18 protein-coding genes are annotated in these 16206 nt (G+C 43.6%); 11 read left to right on the forward strand and 7 right to left on the reverse strand.

The window, feature by feature from the left end; translation table 11 throughout:
- The 3 genes from hutI to NYE38_RS19365 all read left to right on the forward strand — a co-directional run bounded on the left by hutI (position 1) and on the right by NYE38_RS19365 (position 3698).
- Positions 1-1266, forward strand: a complete 1266-nt coding sequence (gene hutI, locus NYE38_RS19355; protein ID WP_017418561.1) for an imidazolonepropionase — start codon at positions 1-3, stop codon at positions 1264-1266.
- Complete coding sequence (hutG, locus tag NYE38_RS19360) at positions 1259-2209, forward strand: formimidoylglutamase (protein WP_017418560.1); 951 nt, start codon at positions 1259-1261, stop codon at positions 2207-2209. The genes hutI and hutG overlap by 8 nt, the downstream gene beginning before the upstream one ends.
- A gap of 70 nt (positions 2210-2279) precedes the next feature.
- The gene (locus NYE38_RS19365; protein WP_007407815.1) at positions 2280-3698 is read left to right on the forward strand and encodes an amino acid permease; all 1419 of its coding nucleotides are present in this window, start codon (positions 2280-2282) and stop codon (positions 3696-3698) included.
- Positions 3699-3737: 39 nt separating this feature from the next.
- On the opposite strand, the gene NYE38_RS19370 is transcribed toward NYE38_RS19365, so the two are convergent.
- From NYE38_RS19370 to NYE38_RS19385, 4 genes are all read right to left on the reverse strand, one after another.
- Positions 3738-5039: a pyrimidine-nucleoside phosphorylase gene (locus NYE38_RS19370; RefSeq protein WP_017418559.1), complete on the reverse strand. Its 1302-nt coding sequence runs from the start codon at positions 5037-5039 to the stop codon at positions 3738-3740.
- A gap of 27 nt (positions 5040-5066) precedes the next feature.
- Positions 5067-6248 (reverse strand): NupC/NupG family nucleoside CNT transporter, encoded by a 1182-nt coding sequence (locus NYE38_RS19375; protein ID WP_017418558.1) that lies wholly within the window; start codon positions 6246-6248, stop codon positions 5067-5069.
- Between the two features lie 92 nt (positions 6249-6340).
- Positions 6341-7009: a deoxyribose-phosphate aldolase gene (gene deoC / locus NYE38_RS19380; protein ID WP_015387489.1), complete on the reverse strand. Its 669-nt coding sequence runs from the start codon at positions 7007-7009 to the stop codon at positions 6341-6343.
- A gap of 90 nt (positions 7010-7099) precedes the next feature.
- Positions 7100-8041 (reverse strand): sugar-binding transcriptional regulator, encoded by a 942-nt coding sequence (locus tag NYE38_RS19385; RefSeq protein ID WP_007614813.1) that lies wholly within the window; start codon positions 8039-8041, stop codon positions 7100-7102.
- 465 nt (positions 8042-8506) lie between these two features.
- On the opposite strand from NYE38_RS19385, the gene NYE38_RS19390 reads away from it, so the two are divergent.
- From NYE38_RS19390 to NYE38_RS19420, 7 genes are read left to right on the forward strand one after another with little or no spacing between them, the layout of a single operon-like run.
- Complete coding sequence (locus tag NYE38_RS19390) at positions 8507-9085, forward strand: hypothetical protein (protein WP_017418557.1); 579 nt, start codon at positions 8507-8509, stop codon at positions 9083-9085.
- A gap of 34 nt (positions 9086-9119) precedes the next feature.
- On the forward strand, positions 9120-9527 hold the full coding sequence (locus tag NYE38_RS19395) for a hypothetical protein (RefSeq protein WP_017418556.1): 408 nt from the start codon (positions 9120-9122) through the stop codon (positions 9525-9527).
- A 32-nt stretch (positions 9528-9559) separates the two neighbouring features.
- Positions 9560-9964, forward strand: coding sequence for a hypothetical protein (locus NYE38_RS19400; protein ID WP_017418555.1), 405 nt, complete (start codon positions 9560-9562; stop codon positions 9962-9964).
- A 56-nt stretch (positions 9965-10020) separates the two neighbouring features.
- Positions 10021-10827 (forward strand): hypothetical protein, encoded by an 807-nt coding sequence (locus tag NYE38_RS19405; protein ID WP_017418554.1) that lies wholly within the window; start codon positions 10021-10023, stop codon positions 10825-10827.
- Positions 10814-11632, forward strand: a complete 819-nt coding sequence (locus tag NYE38_RS19410) for a hypothetical protein (RefSeq protein WP_017418553.1) — start codon at positions 10814-10816, stop codon at positions 11630-11632. The genes NYE38_RS19405 and NYE38_RS19410 overlap by 14 nt, the downstream gene beginning before the upstream one ends.
- Before the next feature lie 16 nt (positions 11633-11648).
- Positions 11649-12308 carry an ATP-binding cassette domain-containing protein gene (locus NYE38_RS19415; protein ID WP_017418552.1) on the forward strand — a complete coding sequence of 220 codons (660 nt, stop codon included), beginning with the start codon at positions 11649-11651 and terminating at the stop codon, positions 12306-12308.
- The gene (locus NYE38_RS19420; protein WP_017418551.1) at positions 12308-12811 is read left to right on the forward strand and encodes a hypothetical protein; all 504 of its coding nucleotides are present in this window, start codon (positions 12308-12310) and stop codon (positions 12809-12811) included. The genes NYE38_RS19415 and NYE38_RS19420 overlap by 1 nt, the downstream gene beginning before the upstream one ends.
- Before the next feature lie 1015 nt (positions 12812-13826).
- Here the strand turns inward: NYE38_RS19420 and yidA are convergent.
- The 3 genes from yidA to NYE38_RS19435 all read right to left on the reverse strand — a co-directional run bounded on the left by yidA (position 13827) and on the right by NYE38_RS19435 (position 15641).
- Complete coding sequence (yidA, locus tag NYE38_RS19425; RefSeq protein ID WP_104842974.1) at positions 13827-14639, reverse strand: sugar-phosphatase; 813 nt, start codon at positions 14637-14639, stop codon at positions 13827-13829.
- Positions 14640-14707: 68 nt separating this feature from the next.
- On the reverse strand, positions 14708-15232 hold the full coding sequence (locus tag NYE38_RS19430) for a hypothetical protein (protein WP_063636552.1): 525 nt from the start codon (positions 15230-15232) through the stop codon (positions 14708-14710).
- Positions 15222-15641, reverse strand: a complete 420-nt coding sequence (locus tag NYE38_RS19435; protein WP_007407821.1) for a DUF3255 family protein — start codon at positions 15639-15641, stop codon at positions 15222-15224. The genes NYE38_RS19430 and NYE38_RS19435 overlap by 11 nt, the downstream gene beginning before the upstream one ends.
- A 110-nt stretch (positions 15642-15751) precedes the next feature.
- On the opposite strand from NYE38_RS19435, the gene NYE38_RS19440 reads away from it, so the two are divergent.
- Complete coding sequence (locus tag NYE38_RS19440; protein ID WP_014419276.1) at positions 15752-16138, forward strand: hypothetical protein; 387 nt, start codon at positions 15752-15754, stop codon at positions 16136-16138.
- Positions 16139-16206: the final 68 nt, after the last annotated feature.

The raw sequence follows: 16206 nt of genomic DNA on the forward strand, positions 1-16206 counted from the left end.
ATGCCGAAACAAATAGATACCATACTCACCAACATCGGCCAGCTGCTGACGATGGAATCCGGCGGCCCCCGATCAGGCGGAAGCATGCAGGATCTTCATGTCACGGAAGATGCCGTCATCGGCATTCACGACGGGCGCATTGTTTTTGCCGGACATCAAGGAGCGGAGGAAGGATACGAGGCACGAGACATCATCGACTGCGGGGGACGGCTCGTCACCCCCGGCCTCGTCGATCCCCATACCCATCTTGTATTCGGAGGGTCCCGCGAAAAAGAACTGAATTTAAAAATTCAGGGTATGTCTTATTTGGATATTCTGGCGCAAGGCGGCGGTATTTTGTCAACGGTCAAAGACACGAAAGCCGCCTCCGAAGAAGAACTGATTGAAAAAGGGCTTTTTCACCTCGGACGCATGCTGTCATACGGCATCACGACCGCGGAAGTAAAAAGCGGGTACGGACTCGACAAAGACACGGAGCTGAAACAGCTGACCGCGGCGAAAAAACTGGGCGGGCGCCAGCCGGTCGACCTCGTCACGACCTTTATGGGAGCACACGCCATTCCGCCTGAGTACCGGAACAGCCCTGACGAATTTCTGAATCGCATGCTGCGGCTTTTGCCTGACATAAAAGAAAAAGGCCTTGCGCAATTTGCCGATATTTTCACAGAAACAGGCGTCTTTACCGTCAGCCAGTCGAGGGACTACCTGAAAAAGGCGTCTGAAGCTGGTTTCGGCCTGAAAATCCATGCTGATGAGATTGACCCGCTCGGCGGCGCGGAATTGGCGGCAGAACTGCATGCTGTTTCTGCCGATCATTTGGTGGGGGCGTCTGACGAAGGCATCGAAAAGCTAGCGGAGTCCGGAACGATCGCCGTCCTGCTGCCGGGCACGACTTTCTATCTCGGCAAACACACTTATGCGAGAGCCCGGAAGATGATTGATGCGGGCGTACGGGTCAGTTTGGCGACTGACTTCAACCCGGGCAGCTCACCGACGGAAAATCTCCAGCTCATCATGTCGATTGCCGCGCTTCATTTAAAAATGACCGCGGAAGAAATCTGGCATGCTGTCACCGTTAATGCCGCGTATGCGATCGGAAAAGGCGAAGAGGCCGGACAAATTAAAGCCGGACGGGCGGCTGACATTGTCATTTGGGAAGCGCCGAATTACATGTATATCCCGTATCATTACGGCGTCAATCATGTCCGCCGTGTCATCAAGAACGGAAAGACGGTCGTTTCAAGGGAGGGAGCCGCTCTTGGATAAGTATCCGTTTCTGCAAAAAGCCGGCTCTCTCTTCAACGACCGCCATGTGACAAGGATCGGCGATGTGACGGAAGCGTGGGCGGGACAAACGATCAAAGGGCCGGCTTTGATCGGCGTTCCGCTTTCTAAGTCGTCAATCAGCCATTCCGGCGCCTGCTTTGCACCCGGTGCGATCCGCCGGGCGCTCGGCGGCATTTCCGCATATTCCGCAGAGCTGCGGGAGCATGTCATTGACCATCTGTACGATATCGGCGATATTCAGATTCACGTCACGGATGTCGTCACATCTCACGAACACATTTATCGGACCATTCATGACATTCTGACGGACCAGCCTGACTGGGTGCCCGTCATTCTCGGCGGCGACAACTCCATCAGTTATTCCACCATTAAAGCCATTGCGGAAACGAAAGGAACAACGGCCGTCTTTCAATTCGACGCCCACCACGACGTCCGCAACACAGAAGACGGAGGACCGACAAACGGCACGCCATTCCGCCGGCTGTTAGATGAAAATATCATAAGCGGACAAAATCTGATTCAGCTTGGAATCAGGGAGTTCAGCAACAGCTTGGCATATGAACAATATGTAAAAGAACGTCAGGCAGACGTGCATACAATGGAGATGATCCGTGAGAAAGGGCTCCTCCGAACGATACAAGAGGTCTTGCCGGCCGTTCAAAAAAGAGCTGACGCCATTTTTATTTCGGTTGATATGGATGTGCTGGATCAAGCTCATGCGCCCGGCTGTCCTGCGATCGGCCCCGGAGGTCTGTATACCGAAGAACTGCTTCAGGCGGTCAGGTTTTTAGCCCAAGAGGCTGACATCTCGGGTATTGAGATCGTTGAGGTTGATCCGACACTTGATTTTCGCGATATGACAAGCCGGGCAGCCGCACATGTCATTTTACATGCATTAAAGGGATTTAAATTGTCACGTTAAAGTCAAATCCGGCACGCGTGCTCTCGGCTGCCGGAAGATTCTCACGCCACGCAAAAAGGGGGAGATCACGATGGATGTTGATCAAGGCGGCAATCAGCTAAAGCGCACGATGAAAAGCAGGCACTTATTTATGATTTCATTGGGAGGGGTCATCGGCACGGGGCTGTTTTTGAGCACAGGGTATACATTGAGCCAGGCCGGGCCGGGCGGGACGATCGCCGCTTACCTGATCGGCGGCTTGATGATGTATCTTGTCATGCAGTGTCTCGGAGAATTGTCAGTAGCCATGCCTGTGACCGGTTCATTTCAAACGTATGCGACAACGTTTATCGGGCCGTCCACGGGCTTTATGGTCGGTATCATGTATTGGGTGAATTGGGTGGTGACGGTAGGATCGGAGTTTACAGCTTCCGGTATCCTTATGCAGCGCTGGTTTCCCCACAGCAGCGTCTGGATGTGGAGCGCGATTTTCGCGGCTCTCCTTTTTGCCGCCAATGCATTCTCCGTTAAATTGTTTGCAGAAACAGAGTTTTGGTTTTCCAGCGTCAAAATCGTTACCATCCTTTTATTTATCATCTTAGGCGGCGCCGCGATGTTCGGTTTGATTTCATTGCACGGTTCGGGTGAAGCTCCGATGCTGTCGAATTTCACCTCGCACGGCGGACTGTTTCCGAACGGCTTTCTTGCGGTTTTCATCGCAATGATTTCCGTAAGCTTTGCCTTTTCAGGGACGGAGCTGATCGGAATTACAGCGGGTGAAACCGCCAATCCGGCAAAAGATATTCCGCGTTCGATCCGAAATGTCGCCTGGAGAACGGTCATCTTTTTTATCGGCGCCATTTTTGTGCTGTCCGGACTGATCTCCTGGAAGGAAGCTGGTGTGATTGAAAGCCCGTTTGTCGCGGTCTTTTCCCAAATCGGTATCCCATACGCCGCAGATATCATGAATTTCGTGATTTTAACGGCTTTGCTTTCGGTCGCCAACTCCGGACTGTACGCTTCCACCCGGATGCTGTGGTCTCTTGCGAATGAAAACATGATCAGCGCCCGGTTCAAAAAAGTCACGCCAAAAGGCATTCCGCTGAATGCTCTGCTCGCCAGCATGGCCGTTTCCTGCATATCCTTGATCTCAAGCATCGCCGCCCCGGGCACGGTCTACGTGGTGCTCGTGGCAATAGCCGGATTTGCCGGCGTCGTGGTGTGGATGAGCATCGCCCTGTCTCAGCTGTTATTTCGAAAACATTATGTGAAAAACGGCGGACGCGTCTCGGATCTGACCTTCCGCACACCGTTATACCCTCTCGTTCCGATCGCCGCTGTGATCTTATGTTTCGCTTCATGCGTAGGCCTTGCATTTGATCCTAATCAAAGAATCGCCCTCTTCTGCGGAATTCCTTGTATGATCCTGTGCTATCTCATTCGTTTTTTGAGAAAGAAACAGCCGAAACAATCCGTCCGTGACATTCATTTGGATAAAACCATGCCATAAAAAAAGGCACATACTGATGAGGTATGTGCCTTTCTTCTCTTATTCCGTAATCAGCGTATGAATCAGTTTCGGCGCTTCCGCTTTTTCTGAGATGCGGATGTTGTCATAGACTTTGGCGGTCACGTCGTCAACGTTTTCGCGGTTGGCGTAAAGGGTGACGAGCGGCTCGCCTTTTTCGACGTTGTCACCGACTTTTTTGCGGAGCATAATGCCGACGGCAAGATCGATTTCGTCCTCTTTTGTCGCACGTCCCGCGCCCAACAGCATCGCTGCGACGCCGATTTCGTCAGCGACGATTTCTGAAACGACACCCGCTTCTTTCGCCGGAACGTCAATTTTGTACGCCGCCTGCGGAAGTTTGGACGGATCGTCAACAACAGAAGCGTCTCCTCCCTGATTGCTCAGGAACTCTTTGAACTTTTCAAGCGCTTTGCCGTTTTTCATGACTTCCTGAAGCTTCGTTCTCGCTTCTTCCAATGTCTCAGCTTTTTTCGCCAATACGACCATTTGGCTGCCGAGCGTGAGGACGAGTTCGTTTAAGTCTTCAGGCCCTTCCCCTCTTAACGTATCAATGGCTTCTTGTACTTCCAGGGCATTCCCGATCGCAAAACCGAGCGGCTGCGACATGTCAGAAATCACGGCCATCGTCTGGCGGCCGACGTTGTTTCCGATGCGGACCATTGCTTTGGCGAGGTTCACGGCATCTTCATCCGTTTTCATAAACGCGCCGGCCCCCGTTTTGACGTCAAGCACGATGGCATCTGCTCCGGCGGCGATTTTTTTACTCATAATTGAGCTTGCGATCAGCGGGATGGAGTTCACCGTACCCGTTACATCACGCAGCGCATACAGCTTTTTATCGGCAGGCGTCAAATTGCCGCTTTGTCCGATGACGGCTACCTTGTCGCGATTCACAAGCTTGATGAATTCATCTTTTGACAATTCCACATGGAAGCCTTCGATCGCTTCCAGCTTATCAATGGTCCCCCCCGTATGGCCAAGACCGCGGCCGGACATTTTAGCAACGGGAACGCCGAGCGCCGCGACGAGCGGTGCGAGTACGAGAGTTGTCGTGTCGCCGACCCCGCCCGTAGAGTGCTTGTCGACCTTAATGCCTTCAATGGCGGAGAGATCAATCGTTTCCCCTGAATTCACCATCGCCATTGTCAGATCTGCGCGCTCCTGATCTGTCATATCCTGAAAGTAAATCGCCATAGCCAGTGCGCTTGCCTGATAATCAGGGATGCTTCCGTCCGTGTATCCTTTTACGAAAAATTGAATTTCTTCTGTTGTCAGTTCTCTTCCATTTTGTTTTTTTACAATAAGATCTACCATTCTCATGATCTATCACCTGTCCTTCATTTATGTTCAGTGAATCAATCCGACGATCGCCGCTGTCAAGAAGCTGACGAGTGTTGCGCCGTACAGCAGCTTCAGCCCGAACCGCGCGACGACGTTTCCTTGTTTTTCATGCAGCCCTTTCACCGCACCGGTAATGATTCCGATAGAGGAGAAATTCGCGAATGAGACAAGGAATACAGATACCACTGCCTGTGTATGCGCACTGAAATGGAAATCGCCGGATGAGAGTGTCTGCATCGCCACAAATTCATTCGATACCATTTTCGTCGCCATAATGCTTCCGGCGCTCACCGCTTCATTCCACGGAATACCGGTTAAAAACGCAAACGGCGCGAATACATATCCGAGCAGCGCCTGGAATGTAATGCCGAAGACCGCGTTAAAAACGCCGTTGATCAGGGCAATGAGTGCGACAAATCCGATCAGCATCGCCGCTACGACGACGGCGACTCTGAATCCATCCATTATATACTCACCGAGCACTTCAAAAAAGGATTGCTTTTCTTCTTTAGGAACGACGATCAAATCCTCTTCTTTGCTGACGGTGTACGGGTTGATGATAGAAGCGATGATAAATCCGCCGAATAAGTTCAGCACAAGCGCTGTCACGACGTATTCAGGCTTCAACATCATCATGTAAGAACCGACGATCGACATTGAGACCGTCGACATTGCGGACGCGCAAAGCGTATATAAGCGCTGTTCAGTAAGATAACCGAGCTGTTTTTTCAAACTGATAAAGACTTCTGATTGCCCTAAAATCGCGGATGCAACAGCGTTGTAAGATTCGATTTTCCCCATTCCGTTCACCTTGCTTAACGCAAGACCGATATACTTCGTGATGAAGGGAAGGACCTTCCAATGCTGCAGAATTCCGATTAAAGCGGATATAAAGACGATCGGCAGAAGCACGCTCATGAAGAACGTCGTCTGTTTCGCATTCACAAGCCCGCCGAATACAAAGTTAATCCCTTCTGATGCATATTCCAGCAAGTAGTTAAATCCTTTTGCAAAACCGCCGACAAGAAAATTCCCGATACCGGTGTTGAGGAGAATATAACCGAGAATCAGCTGCAGCACGAGCATGACGGCGATCGGCCGGATTCTGATTCTTTTTTTGCCGTTGCTGGCAAGCCAGGCAAGACCTAAAAACACAATGATTCCGATAATTCCGATGAGATACTTCATATGTGTTCTCCTTTTATTTGTATTCGCTTACAATTTTTTATGCATCAACAAAGAAAGAGGATGGCGGAAGCTTTCAGCTTCCGCACTGCTGATTAATAGTCGCTGCTGCCGCTGTCTCCGCCGCTCACGATAGAGACGCCCGCACTTGCGCCGATCCGGCTCGCGCCCGCAGCGATCATGCTGTCAACATCAGCTTTTGTTCTGATGCCGCCTGATGCTTTGACCCCGATGTCCGGTCCGACTGTTTTTCTCATAAGAGCGATATCTTCAGCCGTTGCCCCGCCTGTAGAAAAACCGGTAGACGTTTTGACGAAATCGGCGCCTGCTGATACCGCTAAGCGGCACGCGCGCTCTTTTTCTTCATCTGTCAAAAGGCATGTTTCGATGATCACTTTGACGAGCGCTTTTTTATCAGCTGCTTCAACTACCGCGCGGATATCAGCTTCAACCGCTCCATCATCGCCGTCTTTTAATGCGCCGATATTGATGACCATGTCAACCTCAGTGGCTCCTTTTGAGATGGCATCCTTCGTTTCAAATGCTTTTGTTTCCGATGTCGTTGCGCCGAGAGGAAATCCGATAACGGTGCAAACGTCAACTCCCGTGCCCTTCAGTTCCTCCGCTGCGAGTTTGACCCAAGTCGGGTTTACACAAACGGAAGCGAATTTATATTCTTTTGCTTCTTTTATCAGTTGTAAAATATCCGCTTTTTGTGTATGCGGTTTCAAAGCAGTATGGTCTATTTGACTTGCAATTGACATTGTATGCACTTCCTTTTTCCTAGGATACGTTTAGAATAACCGAATTTTGAACATATGTAAATTGGTAATTGAAATTATGTTCATGAATTGTCACAATTCTTGAATGAGTTTTTTGGCCGTATGCTGATCGGTAATCAAAACGTTGGCGTACTTTCCTTTGAGGGCACCGTGAATGGCCTTGCATTTTCTGCTGCCGCCCGCCACCAGAATCGAACGCTCTTTCATTTTCAAGTCGCTGAGCTCGACTCCGATCGTCCGGCCGTTAATGCTGCTGCTGCAAATCCTGCCTTCCTCGTCAAAAAAGCGCGAACAAATATCGCCGACCCCGTGCGCTTTCAGCAATTGTTTCTCTTCTTCCCGGAAATAGCCGAGTCTGAAAAGCAGCGCCTCATCCCGGACAGTTCCGACCGTAAACAGGGCGATATTGGCTTGTCTGCCCATTTCAATGATCCGCTTAATATGTCTGTCCCGCTCGACCATCTGTTTCACATCGGCGCTGTCAAATATAACCGGCAGCGGCAAATACCTCGGCATGGTCTGAAATGCTTCGGCGAACAGCTGAATCGTTTCTGACGAATACGTATTGACATTGGAATGACTGATGCCGCCTTTCAGCTGCACAACTTCAACGCTCTTTACCTGCTTCGGCTCCATGCGGCTTGCGATCTGGTACATCGTCGTCCCCCAGCTTACGCCGAGTATATCGCCGTCCTTTACGGTTTTATGCATATAGTCTGCGCCATAGCGGCTTAAGTAATGTGTAATGGCCTGGTAATCGTCGCTTGGAGAAAAGACGACGTGCGCCTCAAGCAGCCCGTATTTTTCTTCCAGCTTCGCGCCGAGTTCGTCCAGATCCTCAAACGGGTCCATGACGCGAATTTGAACATACCCTTTTTCCTTTGCGTACTGAAGCAGCCTTGAAACGGTGGGGCGTGACAGATCAAGCCGTTCGGCGATCTGCTGCTGGCTGTAATCTGATTGATAATATAGTTTTGCCGCTTCTATGCTGAGCTGCTGTTTTTCACGATCCATATCGCGCCTCCAGTTTTGAATCAATATTATTTATTCATTATCACAGTACTTCAATTTATTTTAACATTAAAGTAATGTATACGCTCCATTATCGGAGGGTTAATCCACTTCAAAGGTGATATTTAAGACTCATTAATAAAACATGCTCAATTTAGAGGGTATTTTTCTAAAAATGAATATGAATAAAAATTTGATTATTCATTTAAACCAATATAGAAATTTAATCTCCCGTTAAGAAACTTTCATATTCCTGGTAACGACTTTAATTTTATATATACCTGAAGTATACCGCATTTGAAAGACTGTCGTCCTTTGCTTTTCAACTTATCTCGCGATCTATGTTTTATATTAACTATATGAATAAATACTCAAAAAAATAGAAAAAACTAGTTTACATGTAAAAATAATATATTTATTATTAGTTTATTGAAGATTTTTCGATTAAATAAGAGGAAGTGTTCTTTAGTGAAGAAAATAATCCTTACACTATTTTTTACAGCATCCCTCTTAATAATTTCTGCTTGTGGTAAAAATAATGAAGTCAAGATGGTTACAGATTCGGTATCAGAACCAATAGTTGTAATAACAGATACCTCTAAAGACCCTAAGAGCGAAAATAATGACTTTTGGTTAGACTCTGAATCGAAAAATATTTATTTCAAAAAAATATTTTGGTCATCTGATTTTAAGAATGGTCCTTTTTACAGTAAACAAGTAGAGAAGAATGATGCTGATATTAAAAAAATACTTAAAGGAAAAAAGACAGATATTGTCCCTCTCCCAAAACATAATAAGATTGAAATGGTTAAGGAATTAAAACATCCTACACCAAATTACATACTTGGAAAGATAAGTGGAGAAAACGGGAAAGAAATTACATGGAAACAAACTTACAAAAATCCTGGACCTGATGCGGATTTTCAAATCAAATTACCATCTTTCAAAGGAAAATCAGCAGTTGTTTCTCTTCGGTTTATTTGGTTGAATGAAAATCATGACTGTTACGGTGTGGCAGACAAGATTTTTAATATAAAAAAAATATAGAGGTGACTTAGGTGAAAAAAAAATAATTGTATTTATGCTTCTTTTGGGGGTTAGTTTTACTTCTTTAGGTACTGCCAAATTATTAGCGGCCAGCCCACCAGATGGAAACTTTAAAGACACTAAATTTCATTTTGGGTTCTTGAAGGGAAACCCTTATGATGAGACGACTGAACGTGACAAATACCGAACAACTTATGTATTTCAAGATGTAAAAGATGTTAATATTGCTTATACATCTTGGGTTAAAGCCAAAGGGCATGATGCTTCCCACGGTCATAATTATACAGTACGAAAAAAGGGCGTAGTATTAATGACAAACTATGCAGTTGAAGATTATAGAAGTTGGTGGGCGGAAACCGTAAGCACTTCTATTGCAGCTAAAAAAAATGGAAATGGGCACTCTAACGGAGTATGGAGTCCTGACTACGATAAATATTCGTAATAAAACGTGATTCAGAAGGGAACTGTTAGAGCATGAAAAAAAAGTTTTTTATTTTCACTCTTATTATAGGGCTTACCTTTACTTTAGTAGGTATTAACAAAGCTTTTGCAATTTCAACATTAGGTTCGTCAAAAAGTTATCATTTTGGGTTTTTAAAAGGAAATCCATACGATGAGACTGGTAAGCTTGAAAAATATACTACGAGCGCTGTCTATCAAAAAGTAAAGGATATAAATATTTCATATACATCTTGGGTTAAAGCAAACGGGCATGATGTTTCCCATGGTCATAATTATACAGTAAGAAAAAAGGGCGTAGTATTAATGACGAATTATGCCCTTGAAGATAACAAAGGATCTGGAACAGTAATCGCTTCAATTGCTGCTAAAAAAGACGGAAACGGCCATTCTAATGGATATTGGAGCGCAGATTATTGATAAATTCTTAGGTACTGATATTTCAGTACCTATTTACTTGTTTAGAGGAGGATTTTATGGGAGAACTAATTTTACGCCGACTATTACATAGAAAGTCATTTTATATCGCAATTTTAATCGGCTTATTTTGTTCTGTTGCTTATTTTTATACAGATGAACTTTTTTTAGAAGAATCAATTGAAAAAGATGGCGGAATAGCATTTACACCTTATACCAAGTGGATGGGGATTGGTGGAATTTCAGACTACCCTACCTTGTTTCTGTTCCTTTTACCTGTAATAGTATCTCTTCCATTAGCAGATTTATTCGCAAGTGATCAACGTACTGGCTATACACCTTTTTTATTTATAAGGAAAAAAGCAAGTTTATACTTCAAGGCTTTATTTGGATTGAATTTTGCCGCAGCTTTTATTACTGGAACGCTGCCTCTAATTTTTAATCTTTATTTGTCTTTCATGAAGTTTCCTAATATTCCGCCTGATCGTGTTATCAATAATGAAATGCCATTAGTAACAGGTTATACATTTTTCCCTGATTTTTATTATAGTCACCCATTATTACACATTTTGTTCTATATATTATTGACTGGTTTGTTTTCCGGGGTTTGGGCTAGTTTTGCACTGAGTATAAGTATGCTATTTCACAATATGTTTATTGTTGTTTTATCTCCATTCGTACTTCAGTTTATTCTTAATACTGTATTCACAACGTTAGGACAAGATCAAATGCAAGCCTCTAGTTTTTTACAACAACAAGCACCCAATGGAGCAAGTTGGTCTGCAATGTGCTTCCAGTTAATAGGAGTGATGCTTTTAAGCTTAATAATTTTTCTACTAGGAGTTCGCAAATATGTTCGTGATTAGGGAATGGAAAAACTTAATAACTGATTTATGCTCGGATAAGTGGAAGATATCGGGTTGGTTTTGCTTATTTATACTGACTATTCTTTTCTTAATTAAGAGTGCACGACTTGAAGATCTAAAAGGTACGATTAGTATCGCAGACGCAATGGATCAATTTTTCTCAATATATACATTTACTTTTCCTCTCAGTCCACTTTTTCTTTTATTTGTGTCTATTGGTGTTTTACCATTTTTTTCGCTATTTCGTATCATTAGATATAGATCACGTTCAGAACTTTTTTTAGCATTAATTGCTCGATTGTTTGGTATTTCCTTATGTTTTACACTATTATTATTATTTTCCGGCTACATTATTAGTGGGATTTGGTGCGGAAATTTTGTACATTATTGGGACACAACAGCAGGAACGCCTTATATAAGATATGGAGATCAAATAGACCTCTCATCTTTTTCAGGGATATGGATGATTACTCGTTATTTTATTACGAGTACGCTCGTGTTCTTTTTCTTTTCTGCTGCAGTTAGTGCTATATATTTGTTTTTATCAAATTACATATATAGTTTTATCGCTGTAATGTCTTTAATTATTATGGATCGTATGATGAGCAACTTTTATGAATTTTCAATTTTACATGATCACTTATCTTTGAATTTAGACCAATGGTTAGTACCAGAATCTTTTGAGACCACAGTCTTTCTGTTTACAGGCGGAACACTACTTTTATTTTCTATAATATATGTACAAATGGTCAAAAAAGATTATTCTAATGGGAAAATTGACGAGAACAACGTTAAGAAGAACTAATAATGGAGGACGAAAAATGTCGAAAGTAATCATAGAAGCTAAAGATATTGTAAAAACATTCAAAAGAAATACGGTACTAGATAGTATTTCTTTTGAATTAGACCAAGGGAAAATTTACGGATTTCAAGGACGGAATGGATCTGGTAAAACTATGCTGTTGCGTGTACTATCGGGATTGATGCGCCCTACTAAAGGGCAAATCTTAATAAACGGAATTAATATGACAAAGCAAGGAAATTTCCCTAACAATATTGGCGTTTTAATTGAGTATCCTGGTTTTGTGCCTGATTACACCGGCTTTAAGAATTTAAAGCTACTTTCAAAAATTCAATCAAAAATTTCCGATAATGACATAAAGAAAGCTATTGAAAGTGTCGGCTTAAATCCTGATGATAAAAAAAAATATAAAAAGTATTCCTTAGGTATGAAGCAACGCCTTGGAATTGCTCAAGCTATTATGGAAGATCAACAAATTATAATGCTGGATGAACCGACAAACGCTTTAGATCGGGAAGCTGTAAAAGTTGTTGAAAAACTTTTATTTAAATTAAAGGCTGAAGGAAAAACCATATTAGTTGCTAGTCACGACTCTGAAACACTTAATGCAGTATCAGATAAAATTTTTGATATTGATTGTGGACGTATTATCCGGGAGTCTGAGAGGAATGTGAATTAATGAAGAAAAAACTATATTTAGCTTTAGTATTAATTTGTTTGATTCTCGTTACTGCATATAGCATTTATCAATACCGTGCTACTAATAAAAACTATGCTGGTTACAAATTATCTATTGTTAATACTAAACTTGATACACCAATAAAAGCCTTAGGCCTTACACAAGCATTCGGTAAAGCAAAAACTGAAGTAGTGGAAGATGACATGCTGAACAAAATAACAAAATTTTCCATACCTTTCACTATTAAAAATGACACTAATAAAGATGCTACATTCCATCCAGAATTTTATCGGTTGATGCGTGGGGAAGATATGACGCAAAGTATCGACTTTATTGATAATCGCACAAAAAAAAGGGTTTATTCCATCCCTCCTTATACAACAATCAAAGGTGAAGCTAAATTCACCTATAATGATATGAATAAAACTGTACCATTACAACTAAATATTAATTCTAGGGATGGTATGACTATAAATTTGTTCAAAATCCCAGTTTACAAATAAGGCTTTATGGAAGTGAAATTCGATGAAAGATTATATCTTACTAATAAAAAGAGATCTGCAAACTGGCTTTCAACATATCAAAAACAACTTCATTATTTTGCTAATTGTCACGTTGTTTTTTTTGTTGTACCCAGTACTTCTGTTAAAATCATATGATCAAAATACTTATTATTCGTATTTAGATGCGTTACTAATTGGGATTGGAGGTATACCCATTGATCTTGTGAAGCAACACTCTTTTAAATTCCCTTTTTTATGGTTGTTTATTCAACTAAGCTTAATTTTTATTATGAATACATGGGCAAGAACAGACATTATCAATTTCAGCTCATTTACTAGAATTAGAATGCGCAAAGTATATTTACTTATCATCAGTAAATATACTTGTACTTTTATTATAACGTTGATTTACTGCTCTCTAATGTTTTTATCAACACTTTTTCTATGCTCTTTATTTGGGATCCAGTCAACAAATTATACAGAATATGCTTTGCATACACTCAGTTTTTCAGATTTAAAGATGCCTTATTTACAATTAACATGGTTCATCATTTTGTTGAATTTTTCAAGTGTACTCTGTGCAGTTTTTCTCTTCACAACACTATCAATAATGATGAAACCAGTTTATGCCTTTTTGATCATAACTGCATGGTACGTGCTGTCTATTTTCAGAGACTCCTTTGTTTTTATAGGAAATCTTAGTATGGTTTTAAGACAGCCCCTATTTCATCAAAATGCTTTTACCTCTATTATGATCACCTTGTTGATACAAATAATAATTATTTTTATTTGTGTGATTACCTCCATTATATTCCTTAACAAAAAAGACATCATAGGGGATTCTATTGATTAAAAATACTGAGCTAAGAAGAGTTATTTCAAATTTTAAAGAGTTTAATCATCATAACTTCTTAAATTGACTTTAATATTTTAACTATCCTCTCGGTTAATGTTACTACAATATTTCTAATTAGGATTTAAAATTTTTTCAAAAAAGCACCCTCTGATGGGGTGCCTATTTTTTCAGCACAAGCTCCTGAATCACATGCGCCACGCCGTGTTCGTTATTTGATTTCGTTTCAAAATCGGCAATCTCCCTTACTTCCGGGATGGCATTGGCCATTGCCACACCGCAGCCGGCCCACTGAATCATGGACATGTCGTTGCCGTTATCGCCGATTGCCATGACGTCTTTCTGTTCAATGCCGAGTTTTTCGGCCAGCAGCTTAACCGCGTTTCCTTTACTGACTTTCGGGTGAAGAATCTCATGGAAGAATGGCGCACTTTTGACCATTGTGTATGTTTCTTTGAATGATTCCGGAATGGAAGCGATCGCTTTCTCCAGCTTGTCCGGATCGTCAATGAACATGACTTTCGGAATCAGAATATCCTTCGGCACTTCATCGATCGTGCGGAAATGAAGCGGCACTTTCGTAATGTATGATTCGTATACCGTGTATTCACTGATATCCCGGTTCGGCGTGTACAGATTGGCTGTGTCAAAGTAATGCATCGGAGTATCCAGCTGTAAGCTCAGCTCGTAAAGCGACTTCAAATCCTCAAAGCCTAATGACTGCTCGGCCACGACACCGTTTGTATACGTATTTTGGACGAGTGCGCCGTTATAGGCAATCACAAAGTCGCCTTCTTCCTGTAAGTTCAGCTCTTCCAAATACCGACGCACGCCGCCGATCGGCCGGCCCGTGCACAGGACGATATTGACCCCTTCCGCTTTGGCGGCATCAAGCGCCCCGCGGACTTCAGCCGTCACTTCATGATGATCGTTTAGTAGTGTTCCGTCCATATCTATTGCGATTAACTTGTACATCCTGCATCTCCTTTGTATCCTTTTCTTCTTATGCTTTCATCATATCGTTTTTTCGTTTCAATGAAAAATCAAACGGACAAGTTTCTCCGCCTTCTCTTCGTATACCGGGCCTGCCTCCGGATGCGGGGCCGTCTTTTCCCCTTGTCAGCTTGTTCGCCGCCGTCGTCTGTTTTCTGCTTCAAGAGCATCAGCCCCGCCGCAAAGAAAGGGACGGCCGCTATGTCCAGAAGGGCAAGCTTTATTCCCATCGCTGCGGGAAAGTATGCCCATAATGAACGGCTGTTCCGCCTGATCATGATATAAGAAACGATTTCCAGCAGGATAAACAGAGCGTTCACCCACAAGTAAATGAGCATTGCCGCAAACAGAAACAGCAGAAGCGTATTCCGCAGCGTGCCGGAAAACAGAAGAGCGCGCATCATATCAAAGAATGAAAAAGACTGCATGCTGCTGTTGACGACATTGGGATTGTAAATGGTAAAACGCCCGAACTGATCAAAAAGCATAAAAAATAACCATAACAGTGAAAACCATTGAATGATATGTACGATGACACCCGTCAAAACGAGTCTGTCGGCAGCCTTATTTCTCATGTGCATCCTCCCCGCCGGTTTTTATTCTTGTCATTGTTTTTGTTTCTCCGTATATCTTCCAAATGAGCGTACCGTTTTTTCCTCTTTTCAACGTGCTTTTGACGGGATGCGGATGTCCGAGGTATTCAATCTCGATCGTCCCGTCCGTGTTTTGTGAGATCACCTTGTACACATCTGAGGGCATGGCAACCTCGCCGCGGCCCTGAATGACCTGCTTTGTCAGCACGCTGTCTTTCGTAAACGTGACGGTTTCAGATCTGACCCCGTCCATCGGGCCCGGTTTCAGCCCTGCATCCCATGTCCCGTAATAAAAAGGGGTATCGTCTGCTTTCTTTTGCGAGCAGCCTGTTATCATGACGCATCCGAAAACAAGAACCGTCATGATGAAAATCCGTATGTTCCGCAACATGATCACCTTCCTTTGAAGCTTTTTTACGCCTGTAACTTAGGCAGATGCCGTGGCACTGTGCAATTGACTACATAGTGTATAAAGACTTCACTAGATAAGGAGAATGATGAATGAACCCATATCAGTACTACACCCCGCCTGCCTATTTCCCTCAGCAGCAGGAATACGAAGTGAACCGCGTTGAGTATGAGCCGTATCAGCAGCAGGAAAGCTATTATTATGCGCCCCCTCAGTCTGAAGAGCGGCAGCCGACGGCTTTAGAACGGAGAGTCGCCCAGCTTGAAAGACAAAACGCCCAGCAAACGAGAGAGCTCACCCGCCTCTCACAAGAAGACCAGCGCCAAAACCGGGAAATCACGCGTATGAATGAGCAGATCAGACGGCTGAGCCAGTCCATTGAAATCCATACCCGCCGCTTAAACCGTTTGAATCAGCGCCTGCGCGCAGTCGAAAACAGACTCAATATTCCTTTTCACGCTACAGAAGGCGGCTTCTGAGAAAAAGGGCCGGAATACAAAGCTCGACAGGCCATCCCGAGCCTTGTATTCCGCTCTGTACATAACAG

The sequence above is a fragment of the Bacillus sp. EU63 genome, from assembly GCF_038592915.1.
Classification (GTDB): domain Bacteria; phylum Bacillota; class Bacilli; order Bacillales; family Bacillaceae; genus Bacillus; species Bacillus velezensis.

Bases quoted from the DNA above. Each gene is read 5' to 3' on its own strand.
- hutI (WP_017418561.1), top strand. From the start codon at position 1: ATGCCGAAACAAATAGATACCATACTCACCAACATCGGCCAGCTGCTG.
- NYE38_RS19365 (WP_007407815.1), top strand. From the start codon at position 2,280: ATGGATGTTGATCAAGGCGGCAATCAGCTAAAGCGCACGATGAAAAGC.
- NYE38_RS19370 (WP_017418559.1), bottom strand. From the start codon at position 5,039: ATGAGAATGGTAGATCTTATTGTAAAAAAACAAAATGGAAGAGAACTG.
- NYE38_RS19375 (WP_017418558.1), bottom strand. From the start codon at position 6,248: ATGAAGTATCTCATCGGAATTATCGGAATCATTGTGTTTTTAGGTCTT.
- deoC (WP_015387489.1), bottom strand. From the start codon at position 7,009: ATGTCAATTGCAAGTCAAATAGACCATACTGCTTTGAAACCGCATACA.
- NYE38_RS19385 (WP_007614813.1), bottom strand. From the start codon at position 8,041: ATGGATCGTGAAAAACAGCAGCTCAGCATAGAAGCGGCAAAACTATAT.
- NYE38_RS19395 (WP_017418556.1), top strand. From the start codon at position 9,120: ATGCTTCTTTTGGGGGTTAGTTTTACTTCTTTAGGTACTGCCAAATTA.
- NYE38_RS19400 (WP_017418555.1), top strand. From the start codon at position 9,560: ATGAAAAAAAAGTTTTTTATTTTCACTCTTATTATAGGGCTTACCTTT.
- NYE38_RS19405 (WP_017418554.1), top strand. From the start codon at position 10,021: ATGGGAGAACTAATTTTACGCCGACTATTACATAGAAAGTCATTTTAT.
- NYE38_RS19410 (WP_017418553.1), top strand. From the start codon at position 10,814: ATGTTCGTGATTAGGGAATGGAAAAACTTAATAACTGATTTATGCTCG.
- NYE38_RS19415 (WP_017418552.1), top strand. From the start codon at position 11,649: ATGTCGAAAGTAATCATAGAAGCTAAAGATATTGTAAAAACATTCAAA.
- NYE38_RS19420 (WP_017418551.1), top strand. From the start codon at position 12,308: ATGAAGAAAAAACTATATTTAGCTTTAGTATTAATTTGTTTGATTCTC.
- yidA (WP_104842974.1), bottom strand. From the start codon at position 14,639: ATGTACAAGTTAATCGCAATAGATATGGACGGAACACTACTAAACGAT.
- NYE38_RS19430 (WP_063636552.1), bottom strand. From the start codon at position 15,232: ATGAGAAATAAGGCTGCCGACAGACTCGTTTTGACGGGTGTCATCGTA.
- NYE38_RS19435 (WP_007407821.1), bottom strand. From the start codon at position 15,641: ATGTTGCGGAACATACGGATTTTCATCATGACGGTTCTTGTTTTCGGA.
- NYE38_RS19440 (WP_014419276.1), top strand. From the start codon at position 15,752: ATGAACCCATATCAGTACTACACCCCGCCTGCCTATTTCCCTCAGCAG.